The organism is Nocardioides caricicola (assembly GCF_039541135.1).
Taxonomy (GTDB): domain Bacteria; phylum Actinomycetota; class Actinomycetes; order Propionibacteriales; family Nocardioidaceae; genus Nocardioides; species Nocardioides caricicola.
The window spans coordinates 293536-307967 of record NZ_BAABFQ010000006.1 but is presented as its reverse complement, the minus strand read 5'-3'; the positions used below and the strand labels follow the sequence as shown (position 1 = coordinate 307967).

Below are 14432 nucleotides of genomic sequence, written 5' to 3'. Positions count from 1 at the left end.
CAGTAGGTGCTCAGTGCTTGAGCGTCACGGTCCGGACCTTGCCGTCGATGCGCAGCTGCGCCTTCTTCAGCTTGCCGAGCATCTTCTTGCCGGCGGCGGTCTTCTTCAGGTGCACGGCCATCTTCTTGCCGGACTTGATCTTGTAGCTGCCCTTGGCGAGGACCTTGCCGTTGTTGACCAGGACGGCCTGGCCCTTGCAGACGCCACCGCCCTTGCCGCAGGAGACGGCGGTGCTGACCTTGGTGGTCGAGACCTGGACCGTCTTGGGCAGCACGACCGGCGGCGACGTGTCGATGTTGAACGACGCGCTGTCGCTGTTGTCGGCCGTGGAGGACTCCGCGGTGGTCGTGGTGACCGTCGCGGTGTTCACGACGTGACCGCCGGCGTTCCCGCCGACCGTGCGGTTCTTCAGGCAGAGCAGGTACAGGTCCACCGACAGCGGACCGTTGGTCGGGTTGTAGAACTTGAACACCCGGATGATCGGCCGCGGGTCGTTGCCCAGGTTCACCAGGCCCTCGTCCATGTCGTACCCGGCCACGATGCCCTTGGCGTCGCCCGCGCAGGACAGCGTGAACTCGGCTTCCTGCCCGGCCGGGACGGTCACCGTCTTGCGGATCTCGTCCAGGCCGAGTGCGTGGGTGTGCCCGGCCGAGGTGCTGACCAGCACGTCGAGGCAGCGCATCGTGAACGTGCCCGTGGTGGCGGCGCCGCCGTTCACCACGCCCCACGTCCAGCCGTTGCTGCCGGACGGGTACGTCGTGAGCACCGGGGCGGGTCCGTCGAGCACGTAGCCCGGCTGGATCGGCACCTGGCCCGGTCCACAGTTCAGCGTGACGTCGGTGCGGCCGGTCGGCAGCGCCTGCGTCTGGCTGAGCTGCGGGCCGACGACGATGTGGTGGTCGTGGCCGTTGATCTCCTCGCTGTCGTTCTTCACGCAGACCGCGAAGACCTTCGCCTGGACCCGGCCGTGGGCGTCGTTGACGAAGTGCGCGCGCCAACTGTCGTTGCCGACCGCGCGGTTCTGCGTCATCGCCACGTCGGCGTACGTGCCGGTGCCCTGGTCGACGTGGTCGATGCGGCCCGAGCCGTCGGTCACCGTGTAGCCCGGCATGCAGGAGACGGTGCCGGTGGCCTCGTCCATGCTCTCGACGTCCACGTGGACCTCGGTCTTCTGCACGTCGAACAGGTGCTGGTGGTCCGTCGCCGTGTCGGGCAGCGGGTCGACCTTGACCTTGACCTCGAAGCTCTGCGAGTCGCCGGACGGCAGCGTGCCGACGTCGCAGGTCACGACCGGGCCGGCGTGCGTGCAGGGGCTCTGCGCGGACACGAAGGTGACGCCACCGGGCAGGTGGTCGGTGACCACGACGTCCTCGGCGTCGGCGGCTCCGTTGTTCGTCACCGTCAGCGTGTAGGTCACGATGTCACCGACGTGCGGCGAGGCGTTGTCAGCGGTCTTGGTGACCTTGACGTTCGTGATCGTCGCCTGGACCGGCGTGGTCGTCGAGGACGTGTCCTGGACCGTGCTGTGGTCCGGGGTCGTGCCCGTCGCCGTCGCGGTGTTGTCGACCGAGCCGTGGCTCACGTCCGCCTGGGTGACGGTGTACGTCACGTCGGTGCAGGTGAACGACTCGTCCGGCTCGAGGCCGCCGCTCGGGCAGGTCACCGGGCCGACCTTCGGGTCGGTGACGACCACCGGGTCGAGCTTCACGTTGCCGGTGTTGGTCACCTCGAAGGAGTAGGTGATCTTGTCGCCGGCGTCCGGACCGTTGCCGTCGACGTCCTGGAGCGCACCGGCGGACTTGATCAGCTGGATCGAGCCGGTGGCCGGCAGGTCGACCGTGTGGTCGTCGTCGTCGGTCACGGTGTCGCCGCCCGGCGTGGTGCCGTGGACGGTGGCGGTGTTGTGGATCTCGCCGTTGTCGACGTCGGCCTGGGTGAGCGTGTAGTCACGCGGGTCGCAGTCGAGCGTCGCCCCGGGAGCCAGCGCGACGTTCGGGCAGGTGATCGGCCCGATCTTCGGGTCGGTGACGGCGATGTTGGTCAGCGTCACGTTGCCGAGGTTCTTCACCTTGAACGTGTACGTGATCGTGTCACCGTCGTCGATGCCGTTGCCGTTGACGTCGTTGACCGCGCCCGCGCCCTTGATCAGCTGGATGGCGGGGTCCGCCACCGTGATCTCGGTGTGCGTGGAGTCGGTGTCGGTGACCTCCGAGCCGGTCGGCGGGCTGCCGTGCGCGGTCGCGGTGTTGTCCACCGAGCCTGCGTCCACGTCGGCCTGGGTCAGCGTGTACGTCTTCTGCGTGCAGGTGACGCTCGCACCGGGCAGCAGGGCGCCGGGCGGGCAGGTGATCGTGCCGACCTTGGGGTCGGTGACCGTGACCGGGTTCAGCGTCACGTTGCCGGTGTTCTTGACCTTGAAGTCGTACTTGAGCGTGTCACCGGCGTCCGGGCCGTTGCCGTCACCGTCGAGGACCGACCCGACGGTCTTGTCGAGCTCGATCGACGGCAGCGCCGCGACCGGGGTCGTGGTGGAGTCGGTGTCGGTCACCTCGGGGCCCGAGGGCGGCGTCCCGTGCGCGGTCGCGGTGTTCTCGACCTTGCCGGTGTCCACGTCGTTCTGCGTCAGCGTGTAGACCTTCGGGGTGCAGTTGACCGAGACGCCGGGCGCCAGCGGGTTGCTGGGGCAGGTGATGGGTCCGACCTTCGGGTCGGTGACCGTGACCGGGTTCAGCGTCACGGTGCCGGTGTTGGTGACCAGGAACGTGTAGGTGATCGTGTCCCCGGCGTCGGGGCCGTTGCCGTCGACGTCGTTGATCGTGCCGGCGACCTTGTCCACCTCGATGGCCGCCGAGCCCGGCAGCGCGATGTTCACGGTGTCGGTGTCGGTGACCTCCGGGCCGCTCGGCGGGCTGCCGTGCGCGGTCGCGGTGTTCTCGATCTTCTTGGCGTCGACGTCGGCCTGGAGCAGCGTGTAGGCCTTCGGCGTGCAGCTCACCGACGCACCCGGCGCCAGCGCGCCGGCCGGGCAGGTGATCGCGCCCAGCTTCGGGTCGCTCACGGTCACCGGGTTCAGCGTGACGTTGCCGGTGTTGGTGACCAGGAACGTGTAGGTGATGGTGTCCCCGGCGTCGGGGCCGTTGCCGTCGTTGTCGTTGATCGCGGAGCCGCTCTTGTCGAGCTCGATCGCGGGCAGCTTCGGCACGGTCGTGTTCACGGTGTCGGTGTCGGTGACCGGCGGGCCGCTCGGCGGCGTGCCGGTGGCCGTCGCGGTGTTGTCGACCTTGCCCGCGTCGACGTCGGCCTGGGTGAGCGTGTAGGTCTTCTGGGTGCAGCTGACCGAGGCGCCCGCAGCGAGCGCACCGGCCGGGCAGGTGATCGCGCCCAGCTTCGGGTCGCTCACGGTCACCGGGTTCAGCGTGACGTTGCCGGTGTTCTTGACCTTGAAGTCGTACTTGATCGTGTCGCCGGCGTCCGGTCCGTTGCCGTCACCGTCGATGATCGAGCCGGCCGTCTTGTCGAGCTCGATCGACGGGAACAGCGGGGTGTTGGTGAACGTGCAGACCACGGTGCTGCCGGAGCTCGACGGCATCGTGAACGTGCCGGAGCTGCCGGTGCCCTGGGCGACCGTCGTCCCGTTGGACTGCAGGACGCACTTCCAGGTGGTCGAGTAGTCGCTGAGCTGGGTGCCGCCTGCGGCGCTCTGCGTGATCGTGTACGTCGTGCTCGGCAGCACCACGACCGGGCCGGCGACCTCGGCGTCGTTCAGCTGCAGGCCGGTGTCGGTGCCGGCGGTCGTGCCGGTGTTGCCCGAGGAGACGCCGCCGCCGGTGATCGTGGTGGTGAACTGGTCGTCGTTGTCGTGCCGGCCGTTGGGCAGGTCGACGCGCACCGAGGCGATGCTCGGGCTCGAGCAGGACGCCATGTCGGAGAGGCTCACCGACGACTGGTGGGTGTCGATCAGGGCACCGCTGGACGGGTTGACCCGCAGCACCTTGCCGCTGCCGGTGCCGATCACCAGGACGCCGGTGCCGTCGAAGGCCATCGAGGCGTACTGCCCGGAGTTGCCGGGCAGCGAGGCGAGCACGGTCGCCGCGAACGACGTCGAGCCCGCGGTCGTCGGCAGCGGGCCGTTGATGCGGGCCAGGGTGCCGGCCGCGGTCTGGTTGGCGTTGCTGACGACGTACAGGTTGCCGACGGCGTCGAACGCCATGTCACCGTTGTTCGAGAGGCCGCCGATGGTGCCGACCTGGCCGATGCCGGTGTTCGTGCTGGTGTTGAACGCGTAGAGCTTCCACGGCGAGCCGCCGACGGCGTAGTAGTAGATGCCGTTCGAGGGGTTGATCGCTCCGGCGATGACGTCCTCGGAGTCGCTGTTCGCGGGCGCGCTGTACGACTGCGTGGAGCTGGTGGTCGCGTCGAACCGGAGGACCTTGTTGTCCTGCCGGTTGAAGGCGTAGATGTAGCGGCCGCCGCCGTTGGGCAGCGCCAGGGCGTTGACCGTCTCGTCGTTGCCGGCGCTGATCGTGCCGTTGGACGACGAGGCGCCGGTGCTCGGCGTGATCTTGCTGATCACGTGCGAGTTGCCGTCGACGCTGTAGACCCGGTCCGCCTGGCAGACGAAGCTGTCGACGCCGGAGGTCGCCTGCGCCGGAGCCGCCGTCACCGTCACGACCGCGAGCGCGCCGAGCGAGACGGCGGTCGACAGCGTCGCGACGCCGAGGCGGCGGACACGGACGCGTGTCCGATCAGAGTTCGAAGATGAGAATGCACGCAGCAGCGACATGATCGCCGGCCCCCCAGCCGTTGTTGCTCGTCTACGAGCGTTTGGTGTAGCCCCCCTTGGTCCCTCGCAGGTGCGAGAGCCCTACCACCAGATCGGACCGCGCTCGGCACAGTCCTCTCAGGCAATCGCGGGAACCATAGACCCGCGAGCGGTGTGTCCGGAGGAAATTGTGGGAAATCGTGTGTTAGCACACGGCTCGCGCCCATCCGCCGGACTGGACCGCACCGAACCACCCCCATGCGCACTCGCCTCGTCCCCGCCGGCTTCGGTGTCCTGTCCGCCCTGGTCGGCGTCGCCGCCGGCCACCTGGTCGCGGCGCTGACCGAGCCGTCGGCCTCGCCCGTCCTCGCGGTCGGCTCGCAGGTCATCGACCTCACGCCCACGCCGGTCAAGGAGTGGGCGATCGCGCAGTTCGGGACCCACGACAAGGCGATCCTCGTCGGCTCCGTGCTCGCCGGGGTGCTGGTGCTCGCCGCGGTCGCGGGCGTGCTCGCCGCGCGGCGCTTCCTGTACGGCGCCGCGCTGCTCGGGGTCCTCGTGGCGGTACCGGCGCTGCTGGCGACCGACGTCCTGCCCAGCTTGGTCGCGGGCGCGGCCGGCATCGGAGCGCTGTGGTCGCTGACCCGGACCCGGCAGGCCGGCGGCGGTGGCCGGCGCGGCGTGCTGCTCGCCGGCGGCCTCGCGGTCGGCGCCCTGGCGATGGGCGGGGCGGGGCGGTGGATCACGTCGTACCGCAGCCGGGTCGTGGAGATCGACCTGCCGGCGGCGGCCGACCCGGCGCCGCCGTTCCCCACGGGTCTCGACGACCGGGTGCCCGGCATCAGCAGCTTCCGCACGCCGACCTCGGACTTCTACCGCGTCGACACCCGGCTCGCGCTCCCGATCGTCGACGCCGACGGCTGGACGCTCACGATCGACGGGGACGTCGAGCAGGAGGTGTCGTTCACGCTCGACGAGCTGCTCGCGATGCCGCTGGTCGAGCGGGACATCACCCTCACCTGCGTCTCCAACGAGGTCGGCGGTCAGTACATCGGCGCCGCGCGCTGGCTGGGGGTCCGGCTCACCGACCTGCTCGAGCAGGCGGGGATCGGAAGCACGTCGGCGGACCAGATCCTCAGCACCGACGTGGACGGGATGACGATCAGCACCCCGCTCGCCGTCGCGACCGACGGCCGGGACGCGATGATCGCGGTCGGCATGAACGGCCGGTCCCTGACGCCGGAGCACGGGTTCCCCGCACGGATGGTGGTGCCGGGCCTGTACGGGTTCGTCAGCGCGTGCAAGTGGATCACCCGGATGACGCTGACGACGTACGCCGAGCAGGACGCGTACTGGACCGAGCGGGACTGGGCGACCGACGCGCCGATCAAGATCTCCAGCCGGATCGACACCCCGAAGCCGCTCGCCACCGTCGACGCCGGGCGCACCGTCATCGGCGGCGTGGCCTGGGCGCAGCACCAGATGGGCGTGGCGAAGGTCGAGGTGCGCATCGACGGCGGCGCCTGGCAGCAGGCCCGGCTCGGCCCGTCCGCGGGCGACGACTACTGGCGGCAGTGGTACCTGCCGTGGACCGCCGAGCCCGGCCAGCACACGCTCGCCGTACGCACGGTGGACGGCGAGGACGACGTGCAGACCGCGGTCCGGGCGACGCCGTTCCCCGAGGGGTCGAGCGGGGTCCAGGAGATCGTCGTGAACGTGGCGTGAGACCAATCCGCTGAGGCCGTGGCACCGAATCACCGACGACCAGACCACAACCGGAAGGCTCGACCAATGAACCGCAGCATCCGTCGTACCAGCGGCCTCGCCGCCCTCGCGCTCACCGCCACCCTCGGCCTGGCCGCCTGCAGCTCGGACTCCAGCGACTCCGACGCCTCCGGCTCGGACGAGTCCACCTCGATGAGCTCCGAGTCCCCCTCCGACACCTCCTCGCCGTCCGACGCGATGGACGCCGGCGCGCAGACGTTCGGTGCCGGCTGCTCCGCGATCCCGGCCGACGGTGGCGGGTCGTTCAACGGCATGGCGACCGAGCCGGTCGCCACCGCCGCGAGCGCCAACCCGCTGCTGAAGACCCTGGTGACCGCGGTCGGCGAGGCCGGCCTCGTCGACACGCTGAACTCGGCCGAGGGCATCACGGTGTTCGCGCCGACCGACGACGCGTTCGCGCAGGTGCCGGCCAAGGACCTCAACGCGCTGCTCGCCGACAAGCCGGCGCTGACCTCGGTCCTCACCTACCACGTCGTGCCGGGTCAGCTCACGCCCGAGCAGCTCGCCGGGACGCATGAGACCCTCGAGGGCTCGGAGCTCATGATCGAGGGGTCCGGCGAGGACTTCACCGTCGGTTCCGGTGGGGCTAGCGTCCTGTGCGGGAACATCCCGACCGCGAACGCCACGGTGTACGTCATCGACTCGGTCCTGATGCCCTGACCTCCCTGAAGGACAGACACGTGGAACACCTACGGCCAGTCGCCGGCGCCCCGTCCCCAGACGACGGGGCGTCCGGCCCTGACCTCGCCGACCTGCTCCGCAGGTCCGGTCGCGGTGACGAGGCGGCGTTCGCCGCCCTGTACGACGCGTCCGCGGCCCGGGTCTACGGGCTCGCGGTCCGCGTCGTCCGCGACCCGGCCCAGGCCGAGGAGGTCACCCAGGAGTCGTTCCTGGAGATCTGGCGAACCGCCGGACGCTTCGACCCGGCTCGCGGCAGCGCACTGTCCTGGCTGCTCACGATCACCCACCGCAAGGCGGTGGACCGGGTCCGGTCCGCGGAGGCGTCGAGCCGCCGCGAGACGACGTACGAGCAGCGCAACCAACCGGTCGCACACGATGCGACCGCGGAGGCCGCCGAGGCCTCGATGGAGGCACGCCGCGTCCGCGGCGCGCTCGCGAACCTGACCGAGGTGCAGCGCGAGGCCGTGAGCCTGGCGTACCTCGGCGGCTACACACACACGGAGGTGGCGACCATGCTCGACCTACCGGTCGGCACCGCCAAGACCCGGATCCGCGATGGGATGATCCGGCTGCGAGACGCTTTGGGGGTGGGGTCATGACCGACGTGCACGCACTGTCCGGTGCCTACGCCGTCGACGCTCTCGACGACATCGAGCGCGCCGCCTTCGAGCGGCACCTCGCCGAGTGCGCGGACTGCCGCGCCGAGGTGGCCGAGCTGCGGGAGACCGCGGCGCTGCTCGCCGCGACCGAGGCGGTCGAGCCGCCTCCGGCGCTGCGCGACCGCGTGCTCGCCGACATCGCGACCGTCCGCCCGCTGCCGCCCCCGGTGGCGCCGCCGCGGTCTCGACGGCGCCTCGGGAACCTGGTGGCCGCCGCGGCCGCGACCGTCGTCCTCCTCGGGGCCGGGCTCGCCGTGTGGCACCAGCCGTGGGAGGAGGAGAACCCGACGATCGCCGAGTCGGTCCTCACCGCCACCGACGCGCAGAGCACGACGCTCGAGCTCGGCGAGGCGACCGCGACCGTCACGCACTCCGACTCCCTCGGGCGCGCCGTGATCGTCACCGACGACATGCCGCCCCCGCCGGAGGGCAAGGTCTACCAGCTCTGGTTCGACGTGCCCGGCGAGGGCATGGTCTCCGCCGGCCTGATGCCGGTCGCCACGGACCAGACCGTGGTGCTGGAGGGTGACGCGACGACCGCCACGGGTGCCGGGATCACCGTCGAGCCCGCCGGTGGCTCGGAGGAGCCGACGACTCCCCCGGTCGCAGTGTTCCCCTTCGATGCCTGACTGGCTCCAGGTCGCCGGACTGTCGCTCGCTGCGGCGGTCGCCGTGATGACGGTGACCGCCGTGGTCTCCGCACGGGTCGGCCGGCTCTCCGTCATCGACGTGGCGTGGGGGCTGGCCCTGCTGCTGGTCTCCGTCGCCTGCGCCGTGTTCTCGGGCTCCTGGCAGTCCTGGCTGCTGGTCGCGCTGGTGGGCGTGTGGGCGGTGCGGCTCTCCGGCCACATCTTCACCCGCTCCCGCGGCCAGGGCGAGGACCCGCGGTACGTCGGGCTCTCCGCGGCGAGGACGTTCGCCGTCCAGGGTGCCGCCGTCTGGCTGGTCTCCCTGCCCCTCCAGGCCGCAGCCCTTTCCTCGGTCTCGTTGACCTGGGTCGTCTGGCTCGGTGTCGCCGTCTGGGCCGTCGGGGTCTTCTTCGAGACCGTCTCCGACGCCCAGCTGTCGGCGTACAAGCGATCCTCGCCGCGCCCACCCGTCCTCGACACCGGCCTCTGGTCCTGGTCGCGGCACCCGAACTACTTCGGCGATGCCTGCGTCTGGTGGGGCCTCTGGCTCGTCGGCGGCCTCGCCTCCGGCTGGCTGCCCGGCCTCCTGTCCGTCGCGTCGCCGGTTGCCATGACGTTCTGGCTGGTGCGGGTCACCGGCGTCCGGCTGCTCGAGCGGACCATGATGAAGCGTCCCGGCTACTCCGAGTACGCCGCCCGCACCTCGGTGTTCGTCCCGCTCCCGCCGAAGCGGCGCTGAGCGCGGCCATACTGGCGGGCGTGGACGCCGACATCGCCCTGATCGTCGCGCTGGACGGCGATCGGCTGCACCTCGTCGAGCAGCACCGTCCGGTCGTCGGCGGCCGCCGGTGGGAGTTCCCCTCCGGCGACGTGGAGCCGCTCGTGGACAGCGACACCGCGGCCACCGCGACCCGCGAGCTGCGCGAGGAGACCGGGCTCCGGGCCGCCTCCCTCACCCGCCTCGGCACCCTCGACATCATGCCGAGCACGCTCGACCAGCGCTGTGCGGTCTTCCTCGCCGCAGGACTCACCGAGGGTGCCCCCGACCGTGACCCCGGCGAGCGCGACATGCGCTCGGCCTGGTTCGCCCGGTCCGAGGTCGAGCAGATGATCGCCGACGGCACGATCTGCGACGCCAAGACCCTGGCGGCGTACGCGTTGCTCGCGGTGCACGGTCCAGCCGGCTGACGTAGGGGCGTGGGTCGCGGTGCTCCTATGCTCGGACGATGGCCACCGACCGGGTATCGGAGGCGTTCGCGGCGGCGCCTCGTGAGTGGTTCCTGCCGGAGCACGCGCGGGGGCAGGCGGCGCAGGACCGACCGATCGACATCGGGCACCGGCAGACCAACTCCCAGCCGCGGACGGTCGAGAACATGCTGCGCCTCCTCGACGTGCGAGCAGGCGACACGGTCCTCGACGTGGGCTCGGGCAGCGGATGGACGACCGCCCTCCTCGCGCACCTCACCGGCCCGGACGGGGAGGTGCGCGGTCTCGAGCTGGAGCCGGACCTCGTCGAGTTCGGGCGCCGGAACCTCGCGCGCGGGAACTGGCCCCAGGCCACGATCGAGCAGGCGACACTCGGGACGTACGGTGACCCGGCGCACGCGCCGTACGCCCGGATCCTGGTCTCCGCCCAGGCGACCGAGCTGCCCGCCACCCTGGTCGACCAGCTCGCCGCCGACGGGCGGATGGTGATCCCGGTGAACGGCGAGATGCTGCTGGTCGAACAGTCGGACAACGGGCCCGTCGTGAGTCGCCACGGGTACTACCGATTCGTGCCGCTGCGCTGACCGACCCCTATCCTGCGCAGGTGACCGATGCGCCCGCCGAGCTCCTCCGGCTCGCCTCCGCAGACAACTTCCGTGACGTGGCCGGGGACGGCCACGGCCACCCGACCCGCGACGGCGGGAACGTCCGCCGCGGCGTCTACTTCCGCTCGAACGAGCTCCAGCTCACCCACGAGGACGCGGAATCCCTTGCCGGGCTGGGGATCACGCACATCCACGACCTGCGCGGCCAGATGGAGGTCGACGCGCACCCTGACGTCGCGGTGCCGGGCGCGACCTGGCACCACGTCGAGGTCACGGGCATCCCGACCGAGATGGTGTCCGGCCTCGCCGACGCCGCCGCGGCCGAGCGCGTGATGCGTGAGGTGTACGACGCGTTCGTGCGCTCGCCGCAGGCGCGGGAGTCCTACCGCCGGCTGCTGACCGACCTCGCGACCGAGCCGCTCCCGCAGCTCTTCCACTGCACCGCGGGCAAGGACCGCACCGGCTGGGCGGCCGTGCTGCTGCTCGAGATCGCCGGTGTCGAACGCGAGACGATCGTCGCGGACTACCTGCTGACCAACGAGGTCTCCTCCGCCACGCGCGCGAAGTACCTCGCGCTGATCGGCGAGCACCTCGGTGCCGACAAGGTGGCGGTGTACGAGCCCACGATGGTCGTCGAGGAGTCGTTCCTCCAGGCGGCCTACGACGCGGTCGACGAGCTGTACGGCTCGATCGACGGCTACCTGCGCGACGGGCTCGGTCTAGACGACGAGACGATCGGAGCGCTGCGCGCCAGACTGGTCGGGTGACCCGAGCGCCGTACGCCACGCGCGCGGTCGGCCTCGTCGTCGCCGCGCAGGCGGCGCTGCTGCTGCTGATCATCGGCCAGTACGGACCGCACCGCGACGAGCTGTACTTCAGCTCCGCCGGGCAGCGCCTCGCATGGGGGTACGCCGACCAGCCGTCGTTCACGCCGCTGCTCGCGGCGGTCTCGCACGCGATCGCCCCGAACGACCTGCTGGTGCTCCGCCTCTGGAGCATCGTCGCGGTCGCGGCGGTCGTCGCCCTCGCCGCCCAGTTCGCGCGGCTCCTCGGCGGCGGCCGCCCCGCACAGGTGCTGACGGCGGTGACGGTCGCGGCCGGGGTCTGCACGATGGCCGTCGGCCATCGGTTGTCGACGGCGACGTTCGACACGCTGGCCTGGACCGCCATCGCCGTGCTCGTCACGCAGGCGCTCGTCGACGACCGCCCGCGGCTGTGGCTCTGGGCCGGCCTGGTCGCCGGGATCGGTCTCAACAACAAGCACGCGGTCGTCTTCTGCCTCTTCGGCCTGCTCGTCGGCGTCGCCCTGGTCCGCGAGACCCGGCCCGCGCTCCGCACGCCCTGGCCCTGGCTCGGCGGCCTCGTCGCCCTGATGCTCTGGATCCCCAACCTGCTCTGGCAGAACGCCCACGACTGGCCGGTGTTCGACCTGTCCTCCGACATCTCCGAGGAGTACGGCGGGGTCGGCGGCCGGGTCGAGCTCCTCGGCCAGGCGTTCATCATGTTCAGCCCGGTCATCGGCGTGCTCTGGATCTACGGCCTCGTCCAGCTGCTGCGCCGGCCCGCGTGGGCGGCCGCCCGGCCGGTCGCCGTCGGGTTCCTCGCCGTGCTGCTGGTGTTCCTGGTCACCGGCGGGAAGGGCTACTACCTGGCGGGCTTCGTGGTGCCGCTGATCGCCGCGGGCTCGGTCGCGCTGGCCGAGCGGTGGCCGGGCCGCCGTACGGTCGTCGCCGGCGCCGTCCTCGCACTGTCCGCCGTCGTCGCCTGGCCCGCGGTCATCCCGGTGCTGCCGGAGCAGACGTACGTGGATCACTACCCGAAGCTCGACGTCGACCAGCTCGAGACGATCGGCTGGGACGACCACGCCGACACCGTGCGCGCCGTCGTCGCGGACCTCTCCGAGGGCACCGTCGTCTTCACGGGCAACTACGGCGAGGCCGGCGCGATGGAGTGGTACGGCGTGGGCGCCCCGGTCTACAGCGGGCACAACGGCTGGCGCGAGTGGGGTCCGCCGCCGGAGTCCGCGACGCCGGTGGTGGTCGTCGGGTGGGACTCGGAGCCCCGGGACTTCGAGGGCTGCGAGCGCGCGGCGACGCTGCACAACGAGGCCGGTGCCGACAACGAGGAGGAGGGCACGGGCGTCTGGGTCTGCGCCGGCCCGGTCGGCTCGTGGTCCGAGCGCTGGCCGGACCTCGTGCACTACGACGCGTAGGCGCTCAGATCTCCAGGACGCCGGTCGCAAGGATCAGCACCGCGACCCCGGCGGCCAGCCCGAGCAGCCCGGCGCCCAGGACCACGAGGGTCCAGAACACCGACAGGTTGAGGTTCATCCGGGTCTCCTCACGACGCGTGATCGGCGTCGTCGTCCGGCTCACGCTGGACGACGCGTAGCTTCATGGAGTCGGTGAACGTGACCTCCACGGTCTCGAATCCCTTGTGGCGCTGGGCTCTGGCGTAGCTCGCGTACGCGCGCTGGTCGGCCTCGGTGAGGTTCACACGGTCGGTGAAGGGCGTCAGCAGCGCCCGCGGCCAGAGCCGCCGGTCGAGCACGACGTTCACCTCGATGCCGAAGACGCCGATCGCCGCGGCCAGCCAGATCACGCCGATCAGGCCGAGGACCAGCGCGAAGGTCTGGTTCATGCTGGTCGTCTGCGTGATCACGTTCTCGACGTAGTACGCACCGAGGGACTGCAGGAGCATCCAGAGCAGCGACGCGACGATGGCGCCGGGCACCGAGCCGGTCCAGATGCTGTGGCTGCGCGCGGCGCCGACCCGGAACAGCGCGGTCAGCACGAGCGTGTTCACGACGACCGTGAGCACCACGATCGGCCACTGGTAGTCCGAGAGGCTCTCGCCGAACGCCTCGGTGTGGCTGACCACGATCGAGAGGCCGGAGATCGCCAGCATCGCCGCCCCCGCCGTCACCAGCAGGAACAGGCTCTTGAGCCGGAGCAGGATCGGGTTCGGCCGGCTGTTCCGGGGCACGCCCCACGCCACGTTGAGGGTGTTCTGCAGCGCCTGGCCGAGCCCGAGTCCGCCGTACAGCGCGACGAGCGAGCCGACCACGACCACCGTCGTCGACCCGGTCAGCCCCTCGGGCGTGCCGAGCTGGTCGCCGATGATCGGGAACTGCGCGAGCGCGGAGTCGAGCAGCTCCTCCTGCCGCTCCGGGTCGCCCTCGAGGAAGAAGCCGAGGATCGTGGAGCCCAGCAGCAGCAGCGGGAAGATCGCGATGAACGCGTAGTAGGTGATGATCGCGGCGAGGTAGTTGCCCTGGTCGTCGAAGTACTTGTAGATCACGCCGAGCGGGTAGCCGAACACGGACCAACGCCGTTGAGCGTCGTCAACCGCGTCGATGACCCGTGCCACCCCGACACGCTACCGAGGATCCGGGGTCTCGATGACCAGGTTGCCGTCGGCGTCGGTACGGAACAGCTCCACGCCGTCGGTCACGGTGGCCGCGTCGGCTCCGAGGGCGACAGCGATCTTGTTCGCGGCGTTGCGGGTCACGTCGAGCACCACCTCGGTGCGCTGGGCCTCGGTGAGGTGGTCGCGCGCGGCGGCGAGCACGTCGTCCGGGATCGCGTACGGCGTCCAGATGATCGCGTCGGTGAGGGCGAGCGCGGCCTTGGCGGCATCGGCCAGGTCGCTGTCGGCGTACCGGTCGACGGCGTCGAACGTCGCCTCGTCGGCACCGGCCTCGATCGCGGCGACCGAGCGGCGGGACCGGCAGACGCGGCACTCGTGCTGGCGGGCGCCGCGCAGCCGGACCAGCTCGGTGGTCACGGGGTCCAGCGCGTCGAGCCGGGCGACCTCACGCATGAACTCCTCGAGCGCCGGCCACAGCGGGCCGGCCTCCGCGGACCCCGGCTCGACCTCGAGCACGGTCTGGACGCGCGGCCAGAAGTCGTCGACGTAGATCGCCTGGACGGCCGTGAACGCAGCCGGACCGGTCGCGGCGAGGAAGGCCGCACGCAGCTCGTCGTCGATCCCCGACACGTCCGCGCCGAACTGCTCGGCGAACGCCACCACGCGCGAATCGGTCAGGTCGACGTCGAGCTCGCGGCGCGCGGCCGCGACCGCGTCGAAGGAGCGTGGGAGCACC

General features: G+C 71.2%; 12 protein-coding genes. 9 read left to right on the top strand and 3 right to left on the bottom strand.

Features of this window, described 5'->3' with window-relative positions; translation table 11 throughout:
* Positions 1-10: 10 nt before the first annotated feature.
* A complete protein-coding gene (locus ABD875_RS12780) occupies positions 11-4783 on the bottom strand; it encodes a DUF7507 domain-containing protein (RefSeq protein WP_345177278.1) in 4773 nt (1590 codons plus the stop codon).
* Between the two features lie 237 nt (positions 4784-5020).
* Here ABD875_RS12780 and ABD875_RS12775 point away from each other — a divergent pair, with 237 nt between their 5' ends.
* From ABD875_RS12775 to ABD875_RS12735, 9 genes are all read left to right on the top strand, one after another.
* Positions 5021-6487 (top strand): molybdopterin-dependent oxidoreductase, encoded by a 1467-nt coding sequence (locus ABD875_RS12775; protein ID WP_345177276.1) that lies wholly within the window; start codon positions 5021-5023, stop codon positions 6485-6487.
* 66 nt (positions 6488-6553) lie between these two features.
* Positions 6554-7207, top strand: coding sequence for a fasciclin domain-containing protein (locus ABD875_RS12770; protein ID WP_345177273.1), 654 nt, complete (start codon positions 6554-6556; stop codon positions 7205-7207).
* Positions 7208-7227: 20 nt separating this feature from the next.
* Positions 7228-7827, top strand: coding sequence for an ECF RNA polymerase sigma factor SigK (gene sigK, locus ABD875_RS12765; protein ID WP_345177271.1), 600 nt, complete (start codon positions 7228-7230; stop codon positions 7825-7827).
* Positions 7824-8516 carry an anti-sigma factor gene (locus ABD875_RS12760; RefSeq protein ID WP_345177268.1) on the top strand — a complete coding sequence of 231 codons (693 nt, stop codon included), beginning with the start codon at positions 7824-7826 and terminating at the stop codon, positions 8514-8516. Before sigK ends, ABD875_RS12760 begins: the two co-directional genes overlap by 4 nt.
* Positions 8509-9255: a DUF1295 domain-containing protein gene (locus ABD875_RS12755; protein ID WP_345177265.1), complete on the top strand. Its 747-nt coding sequence runs from the start codon at positions 8509-8511 to the stop codon at positions 9253-9255. Before ABD875_RS12760 ends, ABD875_RS12755 begins: the two co-directional genes overlap by 8 nt.
* 20 nt (positions 9256-9275) lie before the next feature.
* Positions 9276-9704, top strand: coding sequence for an NUDIX domain-containing protein (locus ABD875_RS12750; protein WP_345177261.1), 429 nt, complete (start codon positions 9276-9278; stop codon positions 9702-9704).
* Between the two features lie 38 nt (positions 9705-9742).
* The gene (locus tag ABD875_RS12745) at positions 9743-10306 is read left to right on the top strand and encodes a protein-L-isoaspartate O-methyltransferase family protein (RefSeq protein ID WP_345177257.1); all 564 of its coding nucleotides are present in this window, start codon (positions 9743-9745) and stop codon (positions 10304-10306) included.
* 20 nt (positions 10307-10326) lie between these two features.
* Positions 10327-11094 carry a tyrosine-protein phosphatase gene (locus tag ABD875_RS12740; RefSeq protein WP_345177254.1) on the top strand — a complete coding sequence of 256 codons (768 nt, stop codon included), beginning with the start codon at positions 10327-10329 and terminating at the stop codon, positions 11092-11094.
* Entirely contained in the window at positions 11091-12539 is a 1449-nt protein-coding gene (locus ABD875_RS12735) for a glycosyltransferase family 39 protein (protein WP_345177251.1), read from the top strand. Before ABD875_RS12740 ends, ABD875_RS12735 begins: the two co-directional genes overlap by 4 nt.
* A 128-nt stretch (positions 12540-12667) precedes the next feature.
* Here ABD875_RS12735 and ABD875_RS12730 read toward each other — a convergent pair whose 3' ends face one another.
* Both ABD875_RS12730 and ABD875_RS12725 read right to left on the bottom strand, forming a co-directional pair.
* Positions 12668-13696, bottom strand: a complete 1029-nt coding sequence (locus ABD875_RS12730) for a YihY/virulence factor BrkB family protein (RefSeq protein ID WP_345177247.1) — start codon at positions 13694-13696, stop codon at positions 12668-12670.
* A 9-nt stretch (positions 13697-13705) separates the two neighbouring features.
* Entirely contained in the window at positions 13706-14431 is a 726-nt protein-coding gene (locus ABD875_RS12725; protein WP_345177244.1) for a carboxymuconolactone decarboxylase family protein, read from the bottom strand.
* Between the last annotated feature and the right edge of the window lies 1 nt (position 14432).